The 24,797-nt window shown below is 37.7% G+C and carries 25 protein-coding genes, 1 pseudogene and 2 other annotated features; of the genes and pseudogenes, 20 read left to right on the top strand and 6 right to left on the bottom strand.

Going from position 1 to position 24,797, the window contains the following annotated elements; genetic code table 11:
* Positions 1-30: 30 nt before the first annotated feature.
* The 9 genes and pseudogenes from ACQKOG_RS05470 to ACQKOG_RS05430 all read left to right on the top strand — a co-directional run bounded on the left by ACQKOG_RS05470 (position 31) and on the right by ACQKOG_RS05430 (position 7,183).
* On the top strand, positions 31-1,014 hold the full coding sequence (locus ACQKOG_RS05470) for an ABC transporter substrate-binding protein (RefSeq protein ID WP_370077142.1): 984 nt from the start codon (positions 31-33) through the stop codon (positions 1,012-1,014).
* Between the two features lie 89 nt (positions 1,015-1,103).
* The gene (locus tag ACQKOG_RS05465; RefSeq protein WP_427445470.1) at positions 1,104-2,111 is read left to right on the top strand and encodes a FecCD family ABC transporter permease; all 1,008 of its coding nucleotides are present in this window, start codon (positions 1,104-1,106) and stop codon (positions 2,109-2,111) included.
* A complete protein-coding gene (locus tag ACQKOG_RS05460) occupies positions 2,104-3,135 on the top strand; it encodes a FecCD family ABC transporter permease (protein ID WP_427445467.1) in 1,032 nt (343 codons plus the stop codon). The genes ACQKOG_RS05465 and ACQKOG_RS05460 overlap by 8 nt, the downstream gene beginning before the upstream one ends.
* Positions 3,136-3,164: 29 nt before the next feature.
* Positions 3,165-3,947, top strand: a complete 783-nt coding sequence (locus ACQKOG_RS05455; protein ID WP_415730835.1) for an ABC transporter ATP-binding protein — start codon at positions 3,165-3,167, stop codon at positions 3,945-3,947.
* Positions 3,944-4,723, top strand: coding sequence for an alpha/beta hydrolase (locus tag ACQKOG_RS05450; RefSeq protein WP_370077136.1), 780 nt, complete (start codon positions 3,944-3,946; stop codon positions 4,721-4,723). The genes ACQKOG_RS05455 and ACQKOG_RS05450 overlap by 4 nt, the downstream gene beginning before the upstream one ends.
* A gap of 94 nt (positions 4,724-4,817) precedes the next feature.
* Entirely contained in the window at positions 4,818-5,294 is a 477-nt protein-coding gene (locus ACQKOG_RS05445; RefSeq protein ID WP_427445463.1) for a GNAT family N-acetyltransferase, read from the top strand.
* A gap of 12 nt (positions 5,295-5,306) precedes the next feature.
* Positions 5,307-5,950, top strand: a pseudogene (locus ACQKOG_RS05440) (hypothetical protein).
* Between the two features lie 92 nt (positions 5,951-6,042).
* Positions 6,043-6,519 carry a hypothetical protein gene (locus tag ACQKOG_RS05435; RefSeq protein ID WP_427445460.1) on the top strand — a complete coding sequence of 159 codons (477 nt, stop codon included), beginning with the start codon at positions 6,043-6,045 and terminating at the stop codon, positions 6,517-6,519.
* A 151-nt stretch (positions 6,520-6,670) separates the two neighbouring features.
* Positions 6,671-7,183 carry a YfiT family bacillithiol transferase gene (locus ACQKOG_RS05430; protein ID WP_370077128.1) on the top strand — a complete coding sequence of 171 codons (513 nt, stop codon included), beginning with the start codon at positions 6,671-6,673 and terminating at the stop codon, positions 7,181-7,183.
* Positions 7,184-7,330: 147 nt separating this feature from the next.
* Here the strand turns inward: ACQKOG_RS05430 and ACQKOG_RS05425 are convergent, their stop codons facing one another.
* Together ACQKOG_RS05425 and ACQKOG_RS05420 are read right to left on the bottom strand one after the other, a co-directional pair.
* Positions 7,331-7,942, bottom strand: a complete 612-nt coding sequence (locus ACQKOG_RS05425) for an exosporium glycoprotein BclB-related protein (RefSeq protein WP_370077126.1) — start codon at positions 7,940-7,942, stop codon at positions 7,331-7,333.
* Between the two features lie 254 nt (positions 7,943-8,196).
* Positions 8,197-9,456 (bottom strand): hypothetical protein, encoded by a 1,260-nt coding sequence (locus ACQKOG_RS05420; RefSeq protein ID WP_370077124.1) that lies wholly within the window; start codon positions 9,454-9,456, stop codon positions 8,197-8,199.
* Between the two features lie 550 nt (positions 9,457-10,006).
* Here ACQKOG_RS05420 and ACQKOG_RS05415 point away from each other — a divergent pair.
* From ACQKOG_RS05415 to ACQKOG_RS05400, 4 genes are all read left to right on the top strand, one after another.
* On the top strand, positions 10,007-10,645 hold the full coding sequence (locus tag ACQKOG_RS05415) for a hypothetical protein (protein ID WP_370077122.1): 639 nt from the start codon (positions 10,007-10,009) through the stop codon (positions 10,643-10,645).
* A 141-nt stretch (positions 10,646-10,786) separates the two neighbouring features.
* Positions 10,787-11,362 (top strand): hypothetical protein, encoded by a 576-nt coding sequence (locus ACQKOG_RS05410; protein ID WP_370077120.1) that lies wholly within the window; start codon positions 10,787-10,789, stop codon positions 11,360-11,362.
* Positions 11,355-11,651, top strand: a complete 297-nt coding sequence (locus ACQKOG_RS05405) for a hypothetical protein (RefSeq protein WP_370077118.1) — start codon at positions 11,355-11,357, stop codon at positions 11,649-11,651. The genes ACQKOG_RS05410 and ACQKOG_RS05405 overlap by 8 nt, the downstream gene beginning before the upstream one ends.
* A 14-nt stretch (positions 11,652-11,665) precedes the next feature.
* Positions 11,666-12,469, top strand: a complete 804-nt coding sequence (locus tag ACQKOG_RS05400) for a hypothetical protein (protein WP_402870060.1) — start codon at positions 11,666-11,668, stop codon at positions 12,467-12,469.
* 66 nt (positions 12,470-12,535) lie between these two features.
* Here ACQKOG_RS05400 and ACQKOG_RS05395 read toward each other — a convergent pair whose 3' ends face one another.
* Positions 12,536-12,865 carry a hypothetical protein gene (locus tag ACQKOG_RS05395; protein WP_370077115.1) on the bottom strand — a complete coding sequence of 110 codons (330 nt, stop codon included), beginning with the start codon at positions 12,863-12,865 and terminating at the stop codon, positions 12,536-12,538.
* A 322-nt stretch (positions 12,866-13,187) separates the two neighbouring features.
* Here ACQKOG_RS05395 and ACQKOG_RS05390 point away from each other — a divergent pair, with 322 nt between their 5' ends.
* A complete protein-coding gene (locus ACQKOG_RS05390) occupies positions 13,188-14,249 on the top strand; it encodes a hypothetical protein (protein ID WP_402870062.1) in 1,062 nt (353 codons plus the stop codon).
* A 605-nt stretch (positions 14,250-14,854) separates the two neighbouring features.
* Here the strand turns inward: ACQKOG_RS05390 and ACQKOG_RS05385 are convergent.
* Both ACQKOG_RS05385 and ACQKOG_RS05380 read right to left on the bottom strand, forming a co-directional pair.
* Complete coding sequence (locus ACQKOG_RS05385; RefSeq protein WP_370077111.1) at positions 14,855-15,397, bottom strand: isoprenylcysteine carboxyl methyltransferase family protein; 543 nt, start codon at positions 15,395-15,397, stop codon at positions 14,855-14,857.
* Between the two features lies 1 nt (position 15,398).
* Positions 15,399-16,481 carry a type III polyketide synthase gene (locus tag ACQKOG_RS05380; RefSeq protein ID WP_427445452.1) on the bottom strand — a complete coding sequence of 361 codons (1,083 nt, stop codon included), beginning with the start codon at positions 16,479-16,481 and terminating at the stop codon, positions 15,399-15,401.
* Positions 16,482-16,849: 368 nt separating this feature from the next.
* On the opposite strand from ACQKOG_RS05380, the gene rsgA reads away from it, so the two are divergent.
* From rsgA to metG, 4 genes are all read left to right on the top strand, one after another.
* Positions 16,850-17,926 carry a ribosome small subunit-dependent GTPase A gene (gene rsgA, locus ACQKOG_RS05375; protein ID WP_402870068.1) on the top strand — a complete coding sequence of 359 codons (1,077 nt, stop codon included), beginning with the start codon at positions 16,850-16,852 and terminating at the stop codon, positions 17,924-17,926.
* 54 nt (positions 17,927-17,980) lie between these two features.
* Positions 17,981-18,406 (top strand): metallothiol transferase FosB, encoded by a 426-nt coding sequence (fosB, locus tag ACQKOG_RS05370; RefSeq protein ID WP_370077106.1) that lies wholly within the window; start codon positions 17,981-17,983, stop codon positions 18,404-18,406.
* 39 nt (positions 18,407-18,445) lie between these two features.
* Positions 18,446-19,093 carry an NIF family HAD-type phosphatase gene (locus ACQKOG_RS05365; RefSeq protein WP_370077104.1) on the top strand — a complete coding sequence of 216 codons (648 nt, stop codon included), beginning with the start codon at positions 18,446-18,448 and terminating at the stop codon, positions 19,091-19,093.
* Positions 19,094-19,217: 124 nt separating this feature from the next.
* Positions 19,218-19,484: a binding site (T-box leader), on the top strand.
* Positions 19,485-19,706: 222 nt separating this feature from the next.
* Positions 19,707-21,341, top strand: a complete 1,635-nt coding sequence (metG, locus tag ACQKOG_RS05360; RefSeq protein ID WP_370077102.1) for a methionine--tRNA ligase — start codon at positions 19,707-19,709, stop codon at positions 21,339-21,341.
* A gap of 49 nt (positions 21,342-21,390) precedes the next feature.
* Here the strand turns inward: metG and ACQKOG_RS05355 are convergent, their stop codons facing one another.
* Positions 21,391-22,962, bottom strand: a complete 1,572-nt coding sequence (locus tag ACQKOG_RS05355) for a 2-isopropylmalate synthase (RefSeq protein ID WP_370077100.1) — start codon at positions 22,960-22,962, stop codon at positions 21,391-21,393.
* 122 nt (positions 22,963-23,084) lie between these two features.
* Positions 23,085-23,322: a binding site (T-box leader), on the bottom strand.
* Positions 23,323-23,588: 266 nt separating this feature from the next.
* Between ACQKOG_RS05355 and ACQKOG_RS05350 the strand changes: the two genes are divergently transcribed.
* Both ACQKOG_RS05350 and ACQKOG_RS05345 read left to right on the top strand, forming a co-directional pair.
* A complete protein-coding gene (locus ACQKOG_RS05350; protein ID WP_370077098.1) occupies positions 23,589-24,356 on the top strand; it encodes an HAD-IIB family hydrolase in 768 nt (255 codons plus the stop codon).
* A 140-nt stretch (positions 24,357-24,496) separates the two neighbouring features.
* Positions 24,497-24,736: a hypothetical protein gene (locus ACQKOG_RS05345; protein WP_370077096.1), complete on the top strand. Its 240-nt coding sequence runs from the start codon at positions 24,497-24,499 to the stop codon at positions 24,734-24,736.
* The last annotated feature ends 61 nt before the right edge of the window (positions 24,737-24,797 follow it).

Below are 24,797 nucleotides of genomic sequence, written 5' to 3'. Positions count from 1 at the left end.
TAATTAAGTTCGTTAGGAGAGAATAAATCTATGAATAAATATTTTAAAATGTGCGCACCCGCTTTATTAGCTCTATCCTTGGCTGCATGTGGTACGGATAAAGCGGAAGAGTCTAATACATCTACAAATAATACGGCAGAAACTAGTGCAACAGAAACACAAACAAATCAGGCGAAAACACAGACGATTACATACTTAGGCGAAAAATATGAACTTCCTGCAGAAGTGAAAAACATTGTAGCTGCAAGTTTAGAATCTATGGAAGATGCGGCAATGCTCGGTATTAAGCCTGTTGGTGTACTTGATATCGGTGGAAAAATTCCTTCCTATCTTGCTTCTGAATTAGAAGGTGCTGAGCTTGTTGGAAATAAAATGACACCGAATACTGAAGCCATTCTTAAACTTGATCCAGATGTTATTTTAGGTTCCTCAAAATACCCTGAGGAAATGGCTGAAAAGCTTAAAAAAATTCAAACGATGATTCCATATTCACATGTCTCTACAAATTGGAAGGAGAATCTAACATTACTTGCCCAGCTTACAGGTAAAGAAGATGAGGCGAAAAAAATCATCGCTGATTATGAAGCGAAGGTTGCTGATTCCCAAGTGAAATCTAAAGAGCAATTAGCGGACAAGCAAGTTCTAGTTATTCGGGTACGTGGTGGCATAATGTATATCTATCCAGCAGGCGTTTACTTAAACCCTGTTTTATATGAAGATTTAGGGGCTCCGGTACCAGAGGTTTTAAAAACAGCAAAGGCACAGGCCGAACTATCGCTTGAAACATTAGCAGAGGTAAATCCTGATGCTATTTTCCTTCAATTCGAGGAATCAGAAAATGCTGACGCACCAAAAGCGTTAGAAGAGCTACAAAAAAATCCGATTTTCGCAAGCTTAAAGGCATCACAAAATAAACAGGTTTTCGTGAATGCAATTGAACCGTTAGCACAAGGTGGTACTGCATGGTCTAAGGTGAAATTCTTAGATATCGCAGCTGAAAAATTACTTAAATAGTTTAGACAGGCTGGTAGTAGATTTGGTGGCATCACCAGGCTATTACCAGCCTTTTAAAGGCATAATTGATATAGAAAAAGGTGTGGAAATTGAAAAAAACAAACATGGTGGCATTTTCAATAGTAGCAGCTTCTCCATTCCTAATTGCGGTTGTGGCATTAGTATCTGTTATGTATGGCACAAAAGACATTAGCGCAATTACGGTGTGGCAGTCGATTACTGCATTTGACCCTTCAAATGTGGATCACCAAATTATTCGAACAGGACGCATCCCTAGAATTGCCGCAGTGTTACTAGTTGGAGCATTTTTAGCAGTAGCTGGGGCAGTGATGCAAGGTATTACACGAAATTATTTAGCGTCCCCATCATTAATGGGAGTTAATGATGGTTCAGCATTTGTGATTACGTTAGCAATAGTATTTTTCCCAGGGCTTCCTAATTACCAAATGATTCTACTTTCAATGCTTGGTTCAGCATTAGGGGCAGGGATTGTCTTTGGTTTTGGCTCTTTAATTCGAAATGGTTTATCACCAGTAAGGCTAGCCATTATTGGAACGGTCATTGGTACGTTTTTAAGCAGTATTGCTACAGCCATTGCGATGTATTTCCAAGTATCACAAACGGTAAGTGTTTGGTATAACACAAAAGTACATATGGTGGATATGGATATGCTCATGTTAGCTGTTCCATTTGGATTAATTGGTTTAGTTCTTGCACTGTTATCAGCTAAGGCTATTACAATAACTTCACTAGGCGAAGATATCGCTATTGGACTTGGACAAAAAACAAAAGCAGTGAAAATTATTAGTATGCTTGCTGTAGTTTGTTTAACAGGTACAGCAGTTGCACTTGTAGGAAAGATAGCCTTTGTAGGGTTAGTCATTCCTCATATTACACGTTTCCTTGTTGGAGTCGATTACCGCTTTATCATTCCATGTGCAGCTGTAATAGGTGCGTTTTTCTTAGCGCTCTGTGATGTACTCAGTCGCTTTGTTAATTATCCATTCGAAACTCCAATCGGCGTATTAACGGCCTTGGTTGGTGTCCCATTCTTCCTATATTTAGTTCGTAAACACGGAGGTGAACAACGTGCGTAAAAAAACCTCAAGTGTATTCGTTATGACTGTTTCCATACTCATGTTATTTATTTTAGGTGCCAGCTATCTCCATATGACAAATGGTGTCTTTGATATGTCGGTGATGGATGTTTTAAAAACATTGCTACGCATTGAACCAAATCAAAAATTTGATCTTGTCATTTTTGAATTCCGTCTACCACGTATTGTCATTGCAGCATTAGTAGGTGTTGGCCTAGGGATGGCAGGTGTTGTGCTACAAGGCATTACGCGTAATGGACTAGCAGATCCTGGGATTTTAGGGATCAATGCTGGGGCTGGTGCAGCGGTGGTCATATTTATGTTTTTCTTTCAATTACGTCTCACATCCGCTGATTATAGTAGCTGGTTATCGATTTTGATGATGCCGATTTTTGGATTCGTCGGTGGTGCGATGGCAGCTATGTTGATTTTCTCATTTGCCCGAAAAAATGGTCATTTAGATATGCAACGGCTAATTTTAACGGGGATTGCGATTAATAGTGGCTTTGGGGCATTGTCACTGTTTTTATCATTGAAAATGAATGCTCAAGATTATGAAGCTGCCGCTGTTTGGATGGCAGGCTCTATTTATAATGCAAACTGGATCTTTGTTGTGACAATGTTACCGTGGCTTATTTTATTAGGCTTTTATGTTTATCGGAAATCGTATTTGCTCGATTATTTTCAATTAGAAGAGGATAGTATTACTAGCTTAGGAATAGCGGTAGAAAAAGAGAAAATGAAGCTGTTATTGGCAAGCGTCGGCTTAGTAAGTGCCTGTGTATCAGTATCAGGTAGTATCGGTTTTATTGGATTAATGGCACCACATATTGCTAAACAGCTTGTTGGTATACAAAATCGTTATGTCATGCCAGTAAGTGCGTTGATAGGCGCGGGATTGCTTATATTAGCTGATTTTATAGGGAAAACAGTATTTGCGCCGTCTGAGCTGGCAGTTGGTATTGTCGTCTCGATTATTGGGATTCCGTACTTCTTATATTTACTAGTGAAATCGAAGGCATAGGAGGAAAAAGTGTGCAAACTGCATTTAGAATGGAAAATTTATCTTCTGGCTATGAGCAGATTCGTGTGTTTGAAGACTTGAATTTAACAATAGAAGAAGGAAAGGTTACGACCATTATCGGTCCCAATGGATGTGGGAAATCTACACTATTAAAAACAATTGGTCGTATATTAAAGAAGCAACAGGGCACGGTTTATTTACAGGATCAAAACATGCAAAATTTATCGACGAAGGAAATTGCGAAAAAGCTAGCTATCTTGTCTCAGACTCCTGTTGCGCCAGGTCAGTTAAAGGTTGAAGAGCTCATTGCTTATGGTCGTTATCCACATCGAAATAACGTTAATCGCTTAACAAACAAGGATGAGGAAATGATTGAATGGGCCTTAAATGTGACAAATACAATGGAGTACCGAAATCGAGAGCTTGCTCAGCTTTCTGGAGGTCAACGCCAGCGTGTATGGCTTGCAATGGCCTTAGCGCAAGAAACAAGTATTTTGTTATTAGACGAACCGACAACATATTTAGATATGGCACATCAGTTAGAAGTGTTAGAAATTGTGAAAAATTTAAACGAGCAGCATCGTTGTACGATCGTTATGGTATTGCACGATATTAATCACGCGGCACGATATTCCGATCGTTTAATTGCAATGCGACAGGGGGCTGTAATGAAAACCGGAACACCTGAGGAAATTTTATGTGCAGATGTTATGCGGAACGTCTTCAATATTAATGCACGTATTATGGAAGATCCAGTTACGAAAACACCAGTATGCTATGGATATGATGTTATGAAGGAGACCAACAAATGATTGAGGAGAAAATCGTGAAAGCACTTGATTATATGACGCAGCAAATTGTATCGAAGTTTACGGATTATACGTATACGGTAAATATTTATGTACCGAACGGAGAAGTACCAGAAGGAGGCTTTCCAGTCTTATACGTATTAGATGGCTCGTCTTATTTTCATCTTGTAAAGGAAGCGGTTCGCCTACAAAGTCGTAATGCACCTAAAACAGGAGTTTTACCAGCCGTTGTCGTTGGCATTGGGCATGGCGCAGACATGCATGAACGACGATTTTATGATTTTACAGGACAAGCCGAAACGTATACTTATCCTGCTAGGTTTAAAGGTAAGGGCCATGAGAAACATGGAGGTGCAGAGAACTTTAGTAGATTTTTAGAGGAGGAATTAAAGCCAAATATTCAGGCTCAATTCCCTGTAAATATGCAACATGAAGCACTATTTGGACATTCATTAGCGGGTTACTTTGTACTTTGGCAATTATTCCATCATCAAGCAAGTTTCCAACGCTATATAGCGATTAGTCCTTCTATTTGGTGGAATGAGCATGAACTAGTAGGTTATGCGTCAACATTTTTAAAAGAGCGTCCATTTGCTTATGAAAAACTATTCATCGGTGTGGGAGAACTGGAAACCTTTATGGTTGATGATGCACAACAAATCGCGAGTAAATTGCAGAATATCATGGATATCTCCTTCTATGAAGCGTTGGAGGAAAATCATGCTTCAATCGTTCCAACTGTTATGAGTAGAGCAATACGTTTTGTGAACAAAAAATAAAGAGTGGTGACCGCATTATCTTAAGGTAATGCGGTTTATTTATGATTAAAAATGCATTATAATGTATTTTTAACCACAAAAGGAGTGTTGACAGATGAACATTATTTTAGCACAAGTAGAGGATGCTTCAGTAATTCATAACGTTATGCTACAAGCCTTTAAAGAGTATGAACATGCAACACCACCATCAAGTGCATTAAATGAAACGATTGAATCGATTGAACAGGCGATGATGAAGAAAGGAGAGCATGCCTTCATCGGATATATCGATGAACAACCAGTTGCAATGGTAAGATTTACACTTAGCGCTCAAGGAATTTATTTTTTTAGATTATCTGTAATTCCAGAAAAGCAAGGACAAGGATTGGCTACAGTATTAATTGCTGAGCTTGAACAATTCGCGCGCACGAAAGGAAAAAGGATTAGTGAATGTAAAGTGCGTATGAGTGTACCAAGAAATATTGAGTTATATCGCTCATTAGGTTATATTGTCACAAAAGAAAGCAAGGAAGAAAATCGTAACGGTTTCTCTCTTTCTGTGGCGACAATGGAGAAACAGCTTACGAATTAGGGGGGACTGCTCTTGAGGAAAAAGCTTGGCTGTTTACATGCACATCATTCAAATATTGAGTATATAGAACAGGCATTTCAAAACATTGAGAACGTAGAACTAGTCCATTTTGTGGATCCAGGTCTTATACTTCAAGTATCGAAAGGGGCAGACAGGTTAGTTTTAAGGTGAAAGAGCAACTCAAATGGATGGAAAGTTGTGATATGGATGCCATTTTAATAACGTGCACGAATTATATTGCATTGTTAGAGAAAGAACAGCTGGAACTTTCTATTCCAATTATTAAAATAGATGAGCCGTTCTTTGAAACAGTATGTGAAGAAAAACAGCCTCAAATGATTCTTTTTACAAATCCTGAAACCGTAGAAGGTACGATGAACAGACTTCAGCAATACGCTGAGCAACATGAAAAAACAGTAGATGCAGTAGCAAAAGTTATCGACAATACGTTTGAACTGATTATGCAGGGGAAAAAGGAAGCGTATAATAACGCTATTAGACAAACTCTTCATTATCTAGCGGAGGAACAACGGCAAATCTCAGTTGCGCAACTTTCAATGGTTGAGGCTGCACGGCGATTCGAAAAAGAGTCAACGTTAACGATTACTCATCCGCTAAAGTCGTTAGCTAAATTTGTGATGAAGTCTATAGAATAATAGTCCGCACTGAATTTTCTGAATACTCTGTAACGATTTGTGTGAAAAATTCGTTTCATAGGAAATAGCCATAACTTATAGGGAGTGTAGTAATGAGGCGATGGGTACTTATGGTAACCGTGTTGTTATTGTTGGCAGGCTGTACAATGAGCGAGAAAGCGATTGCTCTGCCAAATGATTTACCTGATTTTGTGCAAGAAAGTGACTTTAAATCAATTGATTGGGACCAAAAGGTAGCTGAATTTGGAGAGAGAGGTATTATTGGTAATGCAAATAAATCGGGTGTTATCGGTGCCGATATGCCGAGTTTAAACACTCAAAAATGGATGTGGCATATTTGGGGAATTGAAGAAGGTCAAGATACCAAGTTAACAATTGTCGGGTATCATAAAGATTCTAAAACAGTGCATCCTATTTTAGTAGATGGTTGGACTATAGGGCTTGGAGGACCTGCTAATGGTGCAGATGCTCATGCACCTTCGAATGTGACAATCCCGAAGCCTGGAGAATGGGCAATTTTACTTTATACGAATGGAAGCTATTTTGATACGTTAATTATTACTAAATAAAAAGTTAATATTCCACATAATGTGACCCTCGTTTTGTAAGCAGAAATTCTTATAAAATGAGGGTTTTACTTAAAAAAATTAAGGTGAATAGCGAGAAAAATATAAAATTGGTAATATGAAAAGTAAGAAAATAGAAATGGAGGATAGCTACATGACCGATTTACGATATCCAATTGGACAATTTCAATTTCCGGAAGTAGTGACAGTGCAGCAAGTAAAGGATTGGATAGAGGATATTCGTCTATTACCGACACAACTAGCAGAGGCACTTAGCGGAGCAAGTGAACAAGCCTTAACAAAATCCTATCGAGAAAATGGTTGGACTGTTACGCAGCTTGTCCACCATATTGCAGATAGTCATATGAATAGCTACATCCGTTTTAAGCTAGCTTTAACAGAGGATACTCCGACAATTAAACCTTATAACGAAGTGGAATGGGCACAGCTTCCGGATTCGGAAATGCCTGTTTCGACATCTTATAAAATGATTGAGGGCTTACATGCACGCTGGGTTTATTTGCTGACAAGCTTAACAGTAGAGCAATTACAACGAGCATTTCATCATCCTGATTCAGGATTAATGACGCTTGAAAAAGCTGTAGCACTATATGCTTGGCATGGAAAGCATCATCTAGCACATATACAGATTGCTTTAGCGAAATAACAACTATATTTTTAGAGCGAAAAGTAGGCGATTTCCTAATCTTGAAGAAAATCGCCTACTTTTGAAATTGTTTTCAAGTAATTATCGTATGTTACACGGATAATGATACTGTATGGTAGCTTTAATCTAACTTACGAACATAAATTTTTATACAATATTAATTCCTGCACTTGCGTTACCAGTAACAGTAGCAACAATCCCTGAGGAAGTAATGGAGAACACCATTAGTAATCGATCACCAGCAGCTACTGGCACTGGTGTAACGTTTCTAGTACCAAATGTAATAGTACCTACTGCTATTGTTGAGAGAGCTGGTGCTAAATCAACAAATGCATCTGTAGGGCTGAAAACATTACTTCCCGCAACCGCGCGGTAAATTTGTGCTCTGACAGTTGCTGTTCCTGTAAGGGTTACAGCAACTGTTGCAGACAATGATGCAGAAATAGATGTAATAGTACCAGCACGTGGAACTGAAAAGGCTTCTGTTCCTGTAGCAGCTGTTAAGTCTATATTTGTACCAGTAAGAGTTACCCCTGGAATAGACGTACCGAATCCTACCATACTTACTGTACCGATCGCGCCACCAAGAACTGATGTTAAAATAACAGGAACTGTTCCTGATGCGAATGGGATGATCGAGCCTGTTGCTGGTGGAGTAGTAATACATGCAGCTTCTATAGCTTCAAAAGGACCGAGTGCAGTACACTCATTTTTATTTGCGCAGCCGCCGCACGTTGAATTCATACAATTCATACACATTTTTACACCCCCTTTCTTCATTATTCTATTCAGCTAAGATTATAGGGTTAGGGCAATTAACTCTATTGCAATTTTTATATGCGGAAATATTGGGGCTTCTTTAGAGGTGATTTTTGTCGATGGCAAGTATTCGTTAATTAATTTGACATTCTACTAAAATGTTAGTTGAACAGAAAAAAGTCCAATATGTATTTTCATACGTATTGGACGGATTTATCGTAAAATCTCCATAGACTGTACACCACAACTTTAAACTAACTCCATTTTCGAAAGAAATTGAAAAACAAAGAACCCTTATTTTTTTTCTGGCTTTCTTCAGGTGATTCTTCTTTTAGCTCGGGTTGCTTGTTTACTTCTTCAATTTGTGCTTGGGTTTCTACCCCTGATGAAGGTTCGAAAAATTCACATTCATTACTTTTTAAACTAGGGGATTTATTTGTGTCCTCTTGCTCGTTAACCACTTTAACTGCTTCCAGAATGACAGGCTCATTAACAGTTTCCGCCACTTCTAGAATGACAGGCTCATTAACAGTTTCCGCCACTTCTAGAATGACAGGCTCATTAACAGATTCAGCTACTTCCAGAATGACAGGCTCATTAACAGATTCAGCTACTTCCAGAATGACAGGCTTATTAATAGTTTCAGCTACTTCAAGGATGTCAGGCTCATTAACAGTTTCAACTGCATTATGATTGCCAGGCTTATTTGTTATTTCTGAGTTCATTTCATCTACAGTGACAGCAGTATTTTTTTTTCTGTAATTGTCAGGAGTTGAGGCATTGTCGGATGGTAAGGCAGATTCATTCATATTAACTGGAATTTCCTGCGTGCTTGTAGCGTGTTTAAAATGGAAGGTGGATTCGGTTGTGGTATTTCTATATAAGCCATTATATATTTGGCTTGGATGAGTATTTATTGATTGAAAGTATTGTTGATTAAAATGGCGTTCCTCGGGTACATCTCTTTGATTCCCGTTGCGAGTAGAAGGTATGCTATTGTTACCATCTAATTGCGCATTTGTAGCTTTACCTGCCAGACTTTGTAACATTTTATAAGATGGCTGTTTTGATGTAATCCCCGATTGATTTGTTGTCTGTGTAATGATTGGGTCCCTTTGTACACCGTTAGCAATAAATTTAGATGTGTTTTCCGTTTTAGGTATAGTGGTTAAAGCTTCAGTATTTTCAATCGTGAGTAATTTGTTTAAAACCATTAGTATTTCTCGGTTCCTGCCCTCAATCGTTTGATTCAGAGACTCAATTTGTGCCGATAGAAACTTTACCTGCTCCTCATAGCCTCGGATTTGTGAATTTTCTTGCTTATCACCCATTGTTTCAGTAAGCTCTTCTAAAAATGCCATTTGTGTTTTAATCTCATCAAAATCCATTTTCATAAATAGGGAATCTTCAATTGAAGTTCCCATTCTTAATGAAGTTAACGTATCCTTGTAGGCTTCTATCCTTTGCTTCAATTTTTCAATTTCTTGAGTGGAGTACAATTTTGAATCTTCCATTGCATTTCACCCCTTTCTGTCCATTAATATTTTATTAAAAATAGTTACTTTCTGTTACAAATATACCAATCCTTTTGAATATTTTAGTTCCTTCATTAGAAGAGGAGATGTAAGTAAAAATGATACATACTGTTACTGAAGAATTTTAACTTCTTTTAGCAAATGCCTTTTGTACCGAAGCGTAGCGACAGGTACAGAAGTCTCACGCTTCTATAGGTGGAGAGATGAATGCGTATTTAAGCTACTTTTCGGTGGGTATCCAAACACCCACTGAAATAGAGAAACGCAGTCTAAGACGCCACGGCCTGTGGCATTACTGAAATGACCTACATCGTGTCGGCCCTCTACTGCTACGCTTTCGCACAGAAAACATCTGCAGGCTAAGTGCAAAGCCGATTCCGGACGCATTGTTTGCCTGCGCGACAGCGGCAACTATGCCGAGGCATCATTGATTAAAAATCAAAACAAATTATTCATTAGCCCATACACTTATAGCTAGAAAACATATGATACAAACGAAAGATAAAAAATTTATGGAGGTGTCAAAAGGATGCTAGAGAATATGCCATCCCAGGCGCAAGAACTAATTTGTATCAACGTCGATAAGGTATTTGACTGGATTGTAAAGGAAATGTCTTTTGATTTTTCCCCTACTGGACCAATTACTTTTCCAGGAGTAACGCCAACGACTGATTTAACAGGTGCGGTAGTTACATGTAAGGTAGTTCCATCAACAACTAATCCTATTGTGATCTTGAACCGTGAGAATCGCCAATTCACAATTGATGGTGCAACTGTATGTCTTCAAAATTTAACTATTCAAAAGAATTTTATTCTTACGATAGTTGTTTGTTTACCGAACGGCACTATGTTCACAAGCAATACTATTCCACTTTCTCGTTGCGAACAAGTTACATTATGTGCGCCGCAAGGGACAGATGTAGAAATTTTATTCACAGATTTAGATTGTTTCGTGTGTACAACTGGAACATTAACAGCTGGAGCAGGTACAATTACGTTTTCTGCATTAACTATTACTGTATCTGTTTGCCAAAGTATTCAATCTACATTCCCAGTTACTGTGGAATTCTTAGCAACTTTCTGCGAGCCAAGAGCAGAATTACCGTTCGCATGTCCGGGTGTAGTTCGCCCAGCGCAATGCCCTGCTGTATTCCCGTCTGTCGGTTAATGGTACTAACACATAGAAGAAAATCATATTGTAAAGAGAGGATAATCCTCTCTTTTTTTTTATGGAAGGACGTAACAGCCATAAAAAGAAGTTTGAATTTGCTTTGGTTAATTCAATATTATTAGCAAAGGGGTACTGATTATGCTTACTCGCATCGATCGTGTAGAAGAAAAAATAAATGAACTAAAAAAACAAACGGATTTTTATGTTCATGAAATTAAAAAAACGGTTGAGAAGCTTTTTATTCCGGATAGTGTCAACATCATAAGTTATTTCACATCCTCGTTCAATATTTCTTATAATCCTGATGAGGAGAGCTTATGCTTGGGCTCTTATCATATTCGCAATATAGGTAATCAGCCTATAACAAATCCGTATCTATGTATAAAACTGCCTGAAGAATCTCCATTCTCATTCTCAGGAAGGTATGTCTATGAACATTTCGCACCAAATTTAAAAGGAAACAGTAGCTGGGAGCGAATCAATGATCAATCAAGCAAGGAGGAATTCTGGCTTAGACCTATAGGAAAAACAACGCTGGAGCCAAACGAAACACTATCATTCCCTAACTTTCAAATCAAATGGGGTCATAATTTTTCTTATTCAGGAAGTATCATGGGTTTTACATATTGTGATCAGCTAAAAGATGGTGTCGTTGTCTTAAATCCTATTAATCTCAATGGAATTAGTCATACACAGGAGGATGAAAATGAGTGAGTCTGAAAATATAAATCAAAAAATAGATAGTGTTGTCCATCAACTAATAAAGGAACAGCTTACGAATCTATCTAACTATAGTAATACGAAAAATAACAGCTTTGCTTATCTCGAGAAAGGAACTTTGAATCTACTTCTTGCTTATTTAATGTCAGGAGAAAAGAGCAAAGCTGAAGAAATTAGTGATGAGGGAATAGAAATTAAGATTATTAAGCAGCTTGATGAGATGTTAGAGGATAGTAAGGAGCAATTTGAAGAAGTGATTAGTTTACTTAGAAAAATGTCGTGATAGGTGGTGCAAGTGTGGATAATGATATTGTTAAAAACAATGATCCTGTTCAGCTGCAGCAAATGATCATTTTTTTAAGAGCCGAATTAGCGAAATATAAAAATGAAGTTAAAAGGCTCAGAGATAGTGATTATTATTCACTAGTACTGAGATTAGAGCGAGAAAATGTTCAATTAACAGATCAGAAAAAGGAGCTTTCGATGGAGCTTTTAAAGCAGAAGAGAGACCATGAAAGAAAGATAAAAACTTACTACGACGATATACAAGCAAGAGAAATCCAGAAGAAAAAACAACTTTCGGCGATAGAGAGTTTATTAAAAGAATTAGAAGAACTGCGTGCGGAAAATAAATTAATAAAGGAATCTTTAAAATTCACTAAAGAAGAATTGCTTTCTATGAATTCAGATGCTAATGATAGGTCAATTCTGGAAGGCCTTGAAAATAAGTTGAATGTTTTTACAAAGGATATAAGCCAACAAATGAAGATTATGATTGAAGCCGTTGAAAAATCTCAATTAGAACAAGCCGATTTAGACATTCTTAATAAGCATTTAGTCTTAGAAATAGAGGGGAAAAGTACTGAAATAGAAAAATTATCGGAAGAATTAGCGGATGTAAAAAAACATAGCTTTTCTTTAGATCGAAAAACAATGATGAATCCAGAGTTCCTTGCACATTTGGATGCTCAAGTAAATAAGGTATTGGCTCAATCAATGGATTTTGAAAAGCAGTTGAATTATAAATTACGTTTGCTCGATGACTTGGAACACAAATTAAACGAGCTAACTATGGAAATAAATGCTGATGAAACTATATAAAGTATTATGGAAGGCTGTTTCAAAAGTAAGGTGAAACAGCCATTTTTTTTTTATGTTATGAGGCGATTAACGTGGAATAAAAGAAGATTTTGGCTGGTCTGTAACATTTAGGACAAGTAATGGCACAAGGTGAAAATTCATTTCTTCAGTTAAAAATTTTTCTCCAAAAGTTGTAAGTCTGGCTTTAGATAGGTCAACAGAGTGAACTCTTTCATCGTAATATGTATCATCATCCCCAAACCAATAAATAGTAACATCAGCAATATATGTTCTATCATGCATATACTCAATAAGATCTGCCCACATGTCTAAATTTAAATTATAATCTGTATGAACAGGTATATTTCCATTTTTGATTTCATTTAAGATATTAAGTATTATTTCTTTGTTTTCCAATTAACAACACCACCTTCCGAAATACTTTATGAATTCCAGTCTATAGTATATATAAAACCTCCAAAGCGTCGTTTGGTAACATTTCATAAAAGGCTGTTATTCAATAATATGGCCCGATTGTTGAACAACAAGTTAAACAACACTCTTCAACTAAACTGCGTCGTTAGTTCAAAAAAAATAAAATGAAGGTTGTTTTTTTTCCCCTCTTAAACACTTTAATTATATGAGAGCGAAAAATCGTTGATAACATGGTTCGTGGATAACCTTAATCAACGACATCCACTAGTCTCACATCTCAAATAACTTTTAGGAGGAAATAATAATGGCTTCATGTTCTCAATCTGATTTAACTGCTGTGACAATCCCAAATGTTGTACCATCTTTAAAGTTATACGGTAAAGCAAGTAATAATCAACGTTTTTTCTTGTCTGATAATCCAGAGACTATTAGTAGCTCTGTTCCATTTACTAATGGTTATGCAACGCTTTGGGCAGATACTGCACCTGGATTATTGAGTGTAACTTATCGGATGTTTGTTTGGCATCTAAATAACACGGGTGCGACTATCAAGTTCGGTGTTACCATTGGTAATGGTTCAAGTGGCAGTACTTATAAAGTCTCTGGTGTTAAAGACTGTATCGATACTATTACCGGCTTTGTAGCTCATGGGAAATGTGCCGCAAAAGCTTTACTCGGGAATACATTAACTCCTAGTTCTCCGGTTGATAGTTCCATTGTAGCGGGGAAAGTTGGATTAGTTAAAGAATGGAAAGTACCAAATGGTTATTTGGTAGGTGGAATTATTGAGTTTACTTTATCGTCTAGTTCTGCAATGTCTTATAAAGTCAGAACAGTAGCTGCTAAAAGTACTACTGCCGATCTTCGTAGTAATCAAAATGCAGTTGTGTCACCAGTTGGGACTCATCCGCGTGGTTCTTGGAACTTTTCCAATATCGACGGCTTTGGTACTTCAGGTGGCTCTGCTGCTCTATATACTGTCGGAGACGGCAATAAAAGTTTCTCCATAAATAATGGCGATAATGACAACTTAATGACTAAAGACACTAGCTATTCGCCTGGTGATGCTGTAGCAACTAATAAGGGGCATTATGGTGTTATTTACAAGGCGAATATCACTTTCAAAAACCCAACTCAAGCCGATAAGACATTAAAGGTATATTTGACAGGTCGTGGAGGTCCATACGGCGGTGCTGTACGTTGGAACAACGGTACAACTCAAGGTATTCCTACACTGTCTTCCAATACCCAAGGTGTTCGGATTGCTACATTTACTGTACCTAAAGGAACTAGTGTTACACATCCAGTCTATACTTCTACAGCTGGCTCGCTTAACACCCCAGCGGCGATACTGATTACAGAGTAATTAAATATATTAAAGAATTTCTCGTAAAATAAAGGAACCCTGTAGCTTATCGCAAATTCTCCGATGAGCTACAGGGTTCTCTACAGATCATAATATAATAGTCATTCAGAAACATCTTGGAACGTTAAACCAGGGAAAACGGTATAACTGCTTAATTAGGTATCACTAATTATTTGAGCTTTATCTATAAGGATAAAACCTGAAAGAATCTCTCCCCATCCACACATTAAGATACTTCCCTTCGTTCTAAAGATTTTTCCTTAGAATATTTAACCTATCAAATCTTAACAATGTATTGCTTTATTTCATATATGTAATTTTTTACTTATTCAACTAAGCTGCTCCGTTAGTTTAAGTACATTTCTTCACAATATCCATAGTGATATTAACATAAATATACAATAAAAAAACCATCTCTCAACTAAGGAATCTCTAGAGGGGAGATGATTTTAATCAATCTTTTCTATAAAACTGCAAGTATAGGAATGAACAGGACGACATCATATAGATGGATGTCGTCTTAAAAGAGTCATTAAAATGTGCAACATTCTAATAAATTAACTAAGATAACAACTTAAATGAATTAGTTATTGACTTTTAATAAATTAGGATTCCGAAATCTTCTTTTGAAATACATGATTATAATTTGTAGCATCTCGCAAAGCTTTTTCCTCAATTGGAATGCGCACAGACAGCATTGTTACATTTAAGAGTGTAAAGCAAAATGCTGTGAAATATGCTTGAAACATTAATGGCAGTAGAATAATTTCTAAGCAAACTACAGCGTAATTTGGATGACGCATAAATGTGTAAGGACCTTTCCGTACAACTTTTGCATCCGGCAATATGAGTATTTTTGTGTTCCAAAAAGACCCTAATGAACGGATACACCAAATGCGTAATATTTGAACGGCAATAAATAATAAGAATAATAACGGAAATAGAGGCGATAAACTTTTATGATTAGTAACTACTTCAATAATTAAAAATAGGAAGAAACCGGTGTGCAAAGAAACCATATATGGATAATGAGAAGAACCAACTTCATATGCCCCTTGTGAAAGCATCCATCTTTCATTGCGTTTTGCAATGAAAACTTCTGTCAATCTTTGTAGAATGACGAGGATCAAAATAATGTAAATAATCATGCTACTCCCTCCATTTAAGTAATACAGCTTCAGCACAGAAGCCAGGGCCGAGAGCGACTAGTAAACCAGTATCCTCTACTTGTCCTTCGTGTAACATAAATTGCTCCAATACATATAGCACCGTAGGAGATGACATATTTCCATGAAATTTCAATATTTCCCGAGAAATATCGGTTTTTTTGGAAGCTAGATACAAAGTATCTTCATAAGCTTTTAACACTTTTTTACCGCCAGGATGTGCAATGAAATGGTTAAGCTGTTCACTGTATAGTTCGTGTTCCAATAAAAATTGCTCAATGAATGGGCCGAGCCAATTGGTGATTATGGCAGGAATACTTTTCTGAAAAACGACATGGAGTCCATTGTTTTTAATATTCCAGCCCATAACATTTTCTGAATCGGGCATCCATTTAGAGCCAGTCCCTATAATAGCAGGTATTGGTTTTTTTACTGCGATATTCACTTCATCTCCACAGACGAGTATACATGCGGCTCCATCTGCAAAAAGAGAGGCACCGATTAAATTGCTTTTTGAAAAATCATTTGGCTGAAAGGTTAGACTACAAAGCTCAACACAAACGACAAGAACTTTTGCTTCTGGATGGGCACGACAAAAATCATAGGCTCTACTAACACCGGCCGCACCACCAGCACAGCCAAGTCCCCAAAGTGGAATACGTTTAAGTCTGTCTGAAAAAGGAAGTTTATTCATAACTCGTGCATCAATACTTGGTGTGGAAATACCAGTGCTACTTACAAAAATAATGGCATCAATGTCTTTAGGAGAAACCGGTGATTGTAAAAACTCTTCATTTTGTAAACAGGCTTGAATGACATCAACGCTATATTGTGTAGCTAGTTCAATATATAAATCGTTGCGTTCTTCAAAGGAATGATCAGTACGATGCCATTCAGGCGGTACACAAAAATGGCGTGTTGCAATACCACCATTCTCAAAAACTTTTAAGTAGCGTTCTAATTTAGGGATTTTTGCATGGAAAAGCTCCTTTGTTAGCTCCTCGGCATTTGTCTGTTGTAATGTGTACGGTGGTTGGTATGTACTGATAGAAATGATTTTTGACAATTCAACATCTCCTTCATAAATAGTGGACTGGTTTATTGTATGCAGGAGGGGAGGGGATACATGCTTGTTAGAATTCAATTGACAATTTAAGAATATTTTGCTACATTGAGAACAACTAAATCGGAAGTAGGTGATGTGACATGATGAATAGATCCGTTTTTAACGAACTGCAATTCGGTTTGTTCAGTTTCACACGCCTAAAATATATAAATTGACCACGTAGTGTATTTAATTCACAATTGTGGTGATTTGTATATTCTCTTAAATGTGCCTGTGAACCTTGTAACTGCCGAATTGCGCAGAGACAAGGTTTTTTTGTTTATTATCAATTGATTACAAAGGATATTCACATTTAGGAGGAAAACAAATTGAATTTAACAACTTTAGGATTTTCAACATATTTTGAAGAGCAAATGACTGGATTTAAACAGGAGGCTAAGCTGACGAATTGTGTGCCGGCTAGGGTTACTTTAGAGCATAAGCATTCCTATCGTGTGCTGGCAGAAGAAGGAGAGTGGCTGGCCACGATTGCTGGACATTACGCGTATACATCATTAGCACGTGAAGATTTCCCTGCGGTAGGGGATTGGGTGCTAGTGGAGAAAATGCCGGGTGAGGAAAAGGCGATTATTCATAAATTGTTTACACGAAAATCAGTTTTTTCCCGCAAGGCCGCGGGGCTGGAAATACAAGAGCAGATTGTAGCGTCGAACGTTGATATCGTACTTCTAGTTATGAGCTTAAATGCTGATTTTAATATTCGTCGTTTAGAACGTTATTTAGTAGCTGCGTGGGATTCAGGTGCGAAGCCGGTCGTTGTATTGACGAAGGCCGATCTCTGTGAAGATGTTTCTAGTAAAATACGTGAGGTTGAGTCTGTAGCGTTTGGTGTGGATGTTTTTGTGACTAGTGCTTTGTCAGGCGAGGGCTTAGAAGATATTCGTGCGCTATTTACGGAAGGTGTGACGGGAGCATTGCTTGGTTCTTCTGGCGCAGGGAAATCCACTTTGACAAATGCTCTTAGTGGTGAGGAGCTTATGAAAGTTTCGGATATTCGTGAAGATGATGCGAAGGGGCGCCATACAACAACACATCGTGAGTTAGTTCTATTGTCAGGTGGCGGTTGTTTAATTGATACACCTGGAATGCGGGAGCTACAGTTATGGGATCAAAGTGACAGCTTATCCTCTAGTTTTCGGGATATTGAAGAACTTTCTGCAGCCTGTCGTTATAGAGATTGCACACATCAGAAGGAGCCACATTGTGCTGTACAGCAAGCAATTACTGTTGGCGAGCTTGAACAATCGCGTCTCCAAAGTTACTTTAAATTGCAAAGAGAGCTTGCTTTTATCGAACGCAAAACAAATGCTCAAGCAAGACTAAATGAGCAACGCAAATCGAAGCAAATTGCGAAAGGCTTAAAGAAAGGCAAAAAATCAAATTAAACTTGATATAAGAGTGAGCGATTTATCGGTGATTTCATAGTTGGGGGTACACGCATGAAAATCCAGAATATTAATCATTTATTATTTTCAGTTTCAAATTTAGAGGAATCCATCGCATTTTATGAAAAGGTTTTTAACGCAAAATTATTAGTGAAGGGTAGAACTACAGCCTATTTAGATGCAAATGGGCTGTGGCTTGCCCTGAATGTAGAAAAGGATATCCCACGCAATGACATACATCAATCCTATACACATATAGCGTTTTCTATCCAGGAGGACGATTTTGACAAAATGTATGAAAAGCTAGTCCATTATAATGTCAACATTTTGGAAGGCAGACGAAGAGATGTACGAGATAAAAAATCGATTTACTTCACGGATCTAGATGGTCATAAATTCGAATTTCATACAGGGACTTTACAGGACCGATTGGACTACTATAAGAAGGAAAAAATGCATATGGAGTTTTTTGATGTCTAATGATTGGGAAAATGAAATAATAGTAGAAGGGGTGATTTTATGAAAAAAGCTATTATTTTTGATATGGATGGTACTTTATTTCAAACAAATCTAATATTAGAGCCAGCACTGTCGGCAACGTTCGATGTGCTACGTGCAAAGGGCTTGTGGCAGGGAGAAACACCAATAGAGAAATACCGTGAAATTATGGGGGTTCCATTACCTGTTGTCTGGGCAACGTTATGTCCTATGCACACGCTAGAGACACGTGAAGAAAGCAACGCATTATTCCATGTTAAGCTTATTGAACAAATACGTAATCGCCAGGGCGCATTGTATCCAAATGCAGAGCAAACACTTGCTACGTTGGCAGAAAACTATAATTTATTCATTGCCAGTAATGGGCAAACAGAGTATTTGCAAGCAATAGTAGAAACCTATCAATTACAACGTTTTATCAAAGATACATATAGTATTCAGTCCATTTCGAGCGGTCATAAATCTGATTTAGTGAAAAAGGTCATCGAGGAAAATGCCATTGAACGCGGAGCAGTTGTAGGAGATCGTTCTTCTGATATTCAGGCAGCTCATGACAATCAGTTACTCTCTGTTGGTGTACGTTTCGACTTTGCGCAGGACACAGAATTACAGAAAGCAGACATAGTCATCGATGATTTAAATGAGCTACTTGATTTAAAGCTAGGATAAAATTTTATCGACTACATTCTCTGATTTATCACCCAACTTTTTTGTCTTATCGCGAATTTTCAGATATTTATCGACGTGCATTGCAATTTAAAAGAAGAAAGAGTAAAATGGGTGGAAATCTATAGTAAAAGCATTGATAAGGAAAAGTAAATTGGAGAAACATTATATAGAGAGCCTCTGTTGGTGGAAATGAGGTAAATGATCCCTTTTGAAAATGACCTTTGAGCTTCGTACCGAAAGCAAGTTTGCGAGTAGATTACGACGAGATGGGCACTCGTTATAACAGCGGCAGTATCTCTCATTGAAATTTGAAATGAGACGCACTGATGGAGGCAAATAGTGTGAGCTATTTGTAAATATAGGTGGTAACACGGGTATACTCGTCCTAATCAATTTTTGATTAGGGCGTTTTTTTTATCTTCATTCAGGGCTTACCTGAATAAAGATAAAGCCTCCGGCGGATGTCATGGATTTTAAAAGGAAGAATTGTGCTAGCACAATTCAAAATCCAGACGCATTGTTTATCTGCGCGAAAGCGAAGCGTCAGCGGCAATTACACCGAGGCGTAATTGATCTACACTTTTTTTCTGATTTTAGAGGGGAGCAACTTAGGATGACAATTGTTATTGGAGGCGCGTGGCCATATGCAAATGGTTCTTTGCATTTAGGGCATGTTGCCGCATTATTACCGGGTGATATTTTGGCTAGATATTACCGACAAAAGGGCGAGAAGGTTTTATATGTTTCGGGAAGTGACTGTAATGGCACGCCGATTTCTATTCGGGCTGCACAGGAAAACACGACAACGGAAGCAATTGCTAATCATTATCACGAGGAATTTACAAGATGCTTCAATGATTTAGGATTTACTTATGATTTGTATACGCGAACAGATGCGCAGCACCATCATGAATCTGTTCAAACCATTTTTTTACAGCTACTGGCGAACAATTTTTTATACAAAAAGAAAATTGAACAAGCCTATTGTGAAACGGACAAGCAGTTTCTGCCTGATCGATTTGTAGAGGGGATTTGTCCAAACTGTGGTGCGAAGGCGCGTGGTGATCAATGTGATAATTGCTCAACCATTTTAGACCCGCTCGATTTAATTGATAAGCGCTGTAAAATTTGTGGGAATGAGCCAATTATCAGGGAGACAGAACATTTTTATTTTGCTTTTAGTCAGTTTCAAGGGAGGTTGGAGACTTATTTAGCGGAGGCAAAGGCGGAAAAACGCTGGCGAGACAATGCTTTAGGTTTAACAGAACGTTACTTGGCAGAAGGGGTCCCTGACCGCGCTGTAACGAGGGATTTGCCAAATGGTATCGATGTGCCCGTACCAGGTTTTGAAGGCAAAAAAATATATGTGTGGATTGAAGCAGTAGCAGGTTACTTAACAGCGAGTTTTGAATGGGCGAAGCAACATCAAATAGCGATTGAAGATTTGTGGAATGAAGAAACGATATCGTATTATGTGCATGGTAAAGATAATATCCCGTTCCATACAGTTATATGGCCAGCCATTCTTATGGGGATAGGGGCAAAGGCCTTACCTACACATATTGTATCGAACGAATATTTAACATTAGAAAAACGAAAATTATCGACGAGCCAAAACTGGGCGGTATGGGTGCCGTATATTTTGAGTCGATACGATGCAGATTCCATTCGATATTTTTTAACAATGAATGCGCCAGAAAATCGCGATACGGATTTCTCTTGGCGAGAATTTATTTATAGTCATAATGGCGAATTACTTGGTGCTTATGGTAATTTTGTCAATCGAACATTGAAGTTTTTAGAAAAATCGTTTGATCGTCAAGTACCTCAAGTCGAAATAGATGCCACTATTCGAGAACAAACCATTCAGCTATTTAATGATGTTGGTATTCATATAGAAGCGGGTCATTTTAAACAAGCTTTAGAGGTTATTTTTGAATACATTCGTGCGGCTAATCGTTATTTTGACGAGCAGCAGCCATGGTTACAGGTGAAAGAGAATGTTGATGCTGGAAATCGAACACTGGCAACGTGTGTTTATATCATTGCTAACCTTGGACAACTGTTACATCCATTTTTACCGTTTTCAGCTGAGAAGGTGAGGGGTATGTTGGGAATCAAAGAAGTGAAGTGGCATGAACAAGTGGACTTACCGACAAGCATTAGTGAAGTGACACCATTGTTTGAACGTCTTGATGTTGAATTAATTGAAGAGGAATATCGAAAGTTAGTAGATGGCAGTCGATAGAGAAAATGAAAGCAGTATGACTCAATAGTGTCATACTGCTTTCAACTATTTAATTCATAACAGGCGTTAATTTAGCAACAACGATACTATTGATCGCATTAATATAAGCTAGCGCACTCGCTTTTAAAATATCTGTATCTGCAGCTTTTGCGATATATTTTTCACCTTCATGCTCGATTGTAATTTTTACTTTTCCAAGCGCTTCTTTACCACGAGAAACGCTATTGATATTATATTCTACAAGTTTCACATCCATGTTTGTAATTTCTGCGATGGCTGAATATAGGGCATCAATTGGACCTGAGCCAACTGCACTTGCTTTAAATACTTCGCCACCTTTACGTACTTTCACGCTTGCTGAAGGGAAGCTTGCGTTGCTGACGACTTGTAGATCATCGAAGTCGAAGAATTGATCACTGTAATGAGTGGCATTGGCATTGTTTGCGTCATGTTTTTCATAATAGCTTTCAACAATAACATATAAATCGTGATCGTAAACTTCTTTCTTTGCATCTGCTAACTTCAAGAAACCTTCGAATATTCCTTCGAATTCCTCCGCTGAAAGATTTGAAAAGCCCAGTTTTTCAAGGGCATTTTTCACCGCGTGACGCCCAGAGCGAGCTGTTAGGACTAACTCCATATCGTCTAGACCTACATCTTCTGGATGGACAATTTCATAGGCATCACGAGATTTAAGAAGGCCATCTTGATGAATACCAGATGAATGGGCAAAAGCATTATCCCCAGTAATCGCTTTGTTTACTTGTACGTCTAAGCCCATAAAGCTTGAAACGAGACGAGACGTATTCATAATTTCTCTTGTGTTAATACGGGTCTCAGCATTGTAAACAGAGCCGCGTGTTTTCAACGCCATAACGACTTCTTCTAATGCTGCATTTCCTGCGCGTTCACCAATGCCGTTAATCGTACATTCTACTTTATCTGCGCCGTTTTTAATCGCAGCAAGCGTGTTAGCAGTTGCCATACCAAGATCATTGTGGCAATGAACACTTAACAAAACGCTATCGTCTAAGTTTTTCATACGATCATTTAGTTTATAAATCATCGCTCCAAACTCTTCTGGTTCTGCAAAGCCTACTGTGTCAGGTACATTAATCATTGTTGCGCCAGCCTTCATCACAGCTTCAATGGTCTTCCAAAGATACTCAAAATCAGAGCGAGATGCGTCTTCTGTTGAATATTGGACTTGTGGTAGAAGAGTTTTCGCATATTTTACTGCATCAACGCCAATTTGTAGAATTTGATCCTTGGATTTGCTAAATTTTTTCTCAACATGAATATCAGAAGTACCAAGCACCATATGAATCATCGGATTTTCAGCGTATTTTACAGCGTTATAAACAGCATCAATATCTGCCTGTACAGCACGTGCTAAAGCAGTAATCATAATGTCATTTGTATGACCAACTTTTTGTGCGACAGCTTTAACTGCATCAAAATCTCCTTGTGATGAAGCCGGGAAACCAGCCTCGATAATATCGACGCCTAATTTTTTGAGTTGCTGTGCAATCTCTACTTTTTCGTATAAATTCAGTTTTGCACCAGGCACTTGCTCGCCGTCACGTAAAGTTGTATCAAACACCCAAATTTTTCTTCCCATTTTCAAACACTCCTTTTGTAGTAGTTGTCATTATATTGATAGTCTCTGCCTTGCATAATAGAGACGAAATCCACACCTAGGCCAATAAAATAAAAACAAAAAAACCCGCCTCTATATAAAAATATAGAGACGAGTTTATGCTCGCGGTACCACTCTAATTGACCTTTTCTTTATAGAAAAAGTCCCCTTATCGACAGCCATCACTGTCTATCCCGTTAACGGAGGAAACCGACGTCCCTTACTTAAAGTTCAGGGAGTGGCTCATGGACGAGTTCAAAATGTGTGCCTATCGGTTTGCACCAACCACCGACTCTCTACAAGTACACTTGCATTTCTACTATTTCCAATCTTGGCCTACAATAATGTGTTGTTGAAAGCAATGATACTTGGGTATTTTTAATTTGTCAATAAAATTCTAAAAATTATATTTTTTCTGTGTTATGTTGAGGCAATGATCAATCGTTTGATAATGATAAAAAAGTACTCTTAATTTTGTCTCATCGGAGTGCCCACTCGGAACGGGAATCAACTCCATGTTATGGGGATAATCATTATTTTTCACAATCAATGTAAATATTTATGAGATAATAAGGAGGTAATTAACAGTTTAGAAAGAAGGCGTGACTATGAAATTTGTATTTGATTTAGACGGTACGATTTGTTTTAAGGGCCAACCATTAAGTGAGGGAATTACTAATGCTCTAGAAGCTTGCATCGAAAACGGGCATGAAATCATTTTTGCATCAGCTCGTCCGATTCGTGATTTACTACCAGTATTACCTGAAACAATGCGAAAATTTTCAATGGTTGGGGGAAATGGTGCATTTGTTGCACGGAACGGAGAAATTATTGAAGTAACAGCATTTGAAGCAATAATTGTAGAAGAGATTCAAAATATTATTTCAGCATTTCGATTGCCGTATTTAATAGACGGTGATTGGGATTATGCATATACAGGAAGTGAGGTACATCCAATTTATCAAAATTTAGATCCGCTAAAGCTTGCGAAAAACGTGTCATTGCAGGATTTGAAGGCTATAGTGAAAGTTGTATTATTTCCTGGAGAGCAACGCAAAGAAATAGTAGGTGAGCTAAAAAAACTACCAATCTCGTTATATGAACATACATCCGAAAATATTGTAGATATGAGCCCGAACGGCATAGATAAATGGAGTGGTCTGACGAAGCTAGGTATCGCTGAAGGTGAATTTGTCGCGTTTGGTAATGATGCGAATGATGCGTCCATGTTTGCAAAGGCGAAAGAAAGCGTTTGTGTAGGTGAACATAAAGTACGTGAGATTGCATCTTTACAAGTATCAAGTGAGGAGACGGCAATAATTAAGATGTTAAGTGTGCTAAATGAAAAGTACAAAGAAGAGGCTTTAACTGATTAGATTCCTGTGCTACTTGTATTGGGAATCCTTCATAGATCGAAGACTCCAGTACACATACAATGAATGTCATCGATAGATACCATCTATGGATAATCAGAGTCCGTTCTCATATAGGAAGATGTTAAAAAGGAGAAGGTAATATGGTAGATCCTAACACAATTTTGTTCCTTTGGCAGCTCTCGTTTTTCATTTCTGGTGTCACGTTAATAGTAGGTATTTTTAAAAAGTCTTGGGTTTTTATGCTGATTAGTACAATTTCATTTTTGCCTATAGCATTTTATTTTTTAGGAGCAGAAAATACTTTTAAATATATTGGACTCACACCATTTGTTCTTTTCATAGTAGCTATACTATTTTGGTTTTTAAAAAGAAAAGGATAAATATATTTGTTTTATGAGCTGACTTTGCACTCATAGAATCAATGGTTTTCTGTATTTTACC

Origin of the sequence: Lysinibacillus sp. NPDC093216 (assembly GCF_050280325.1) — a bacterium.
Lineage (GTDB): Bacteria > Bacillota > Bacilli > Bacillales_A > Planococcaceae > Lysinibacillus.
The sequence above is the reverse complement of the archived record's forward strand: the minus strand, read 5'-3'. Positions and strand labels throughout refer to the sequence as shown.

Bases quoted from the DNA above. Each gene is read 5' to 3' on its own strand.
- ACQKOG_RS05470 (WP_370077142.1), top strand. From the start codon at position 31: ATGAATAAATATTTTAAAATGTGCGCACCCGCTTTATTAGCTCTATCC.
- ACQKOG_RS05455 (WP_415730835.1), top strand. From the start codon at position 3,165: ATGGAAAATTTATCTTCTGGCTATGAGCAGATTCGTGTGTTTGAAGAC.
- ACQKOG_RS05450 (WP_370077136.1), top strand. From the start codon at position 3,944: ATGATTGAGGAGAAAATCGTGAAAGCACTTGATTATATGACGCAGCAA.
- ACQKOG_RS05445 (WP_427445463.1), top strand. From the start codon at position 4,818: ATGAACATTATTTTAGCACAAGTAGAGGATGCTTCAGTAATTCATAAC.
- ACQKOG_RS05435 (WP_427445460.1), top strand. From the start codon at position 6,043: ATGAGGCGATGGGTACTTATGGTAACCGTGTTGTTATTGTTGGCAGGC.
- ACQKOG_RS05430 (WP_370077128.1), top strand. From the start codon at position 6,671: ATGACCGATTTACGATATCCAATTGGACAATTTCAATTTCCGGAAGTA.
- ACQKOG_RS05425 (WP_370077126.1), bottom strand. From the start codon at position 7,942: ATGTGTATGAATTGTATGAATTCAACGTGCGGCGGCTGCGCAAATAAA.
- ACQKOG_RS05420 (WP_370077124.1), bottom strand. From the start codon at position 9,456: ATGGAAGATTCAAAATTGTACTCCACTCAAGAAATTGAAAAATTGAAG.
- ACQKOG_RS05415 (WP_370077122.1), top strand. From the start codon at position 10,007: ATGCTAGAGAATATGCCATCCCAGGCGCAAGAACTAATTTGTATCAAC.
- ACQKOG_RS05410 (WP_370077120.1), top strand. From the start codon at position 10,787: ATGCTTACTCGCATCGATCGTGTAGAAGAAAAAATAAATGAACTAAAA.
- ACQKOG_RS05405 (WP_370077118.1), top strand. From the start codon at position 11,355: ATGAGTGAGTCTGAAAATATAAATCAAAAAATAGATAGTGTTGTCCAT.
- ACQKOG_RS05390 (WP_402870062.1), top strand. From the start codon at position 13,188: ATGGCTTCATGTTCTCAATCTGATTTAACTGCTGTGACAATCCCAAAT.
- ACQKOG_RS05385 (WP_370077111.1), bottom strand. From the start codon at position 15,397: ATGATTATTTACATTATTTTGATCCTCGTCATTCTACAAAGATTGACA.
- fosB (WP_370077106.1), top strand. From the start codon at position 17,981: ATGAAAATCCAGAATATTAATCATTTATTATTTTCAGTTTCAAATTTA.
- ACQKOG_RS05365 (WP_370077104.1), top strand. From the start codon at position 18,446: ATGAAAAAAGCTATTATTTTTGATATGGATGGTACTTTATTTCAAACA.
- metG (WP_370077102.1), top strand. From the start codon at position 19,707: ATGACAATTGTTATTGGAGGCGCGTGGCCATATGCAAATGGTTCTTTG.
- ACQKOG_RS05355 (WP_370077100.1), bottom strand. From the start codon at position 22,962: ATGGGAAGAAAAATTTGGGTGTTTGATACAACTTTACGTGACGGCGAG.
- ACQKOG_RS05350 (WP_370077098.1), top strand. From the start codon at position 23,589: ATGAAATTTGTATTTGATTTAGACGGTACGATTTGTTTTAAGGGCCAA.
- ACQKOG_RS05345 (WP_370077096.1), top strand. From the start codon at position 24,497: ATGGTAGATCCTAACACAATTTTGTTCCTTTGGCAGCTCTCGTTTTTC.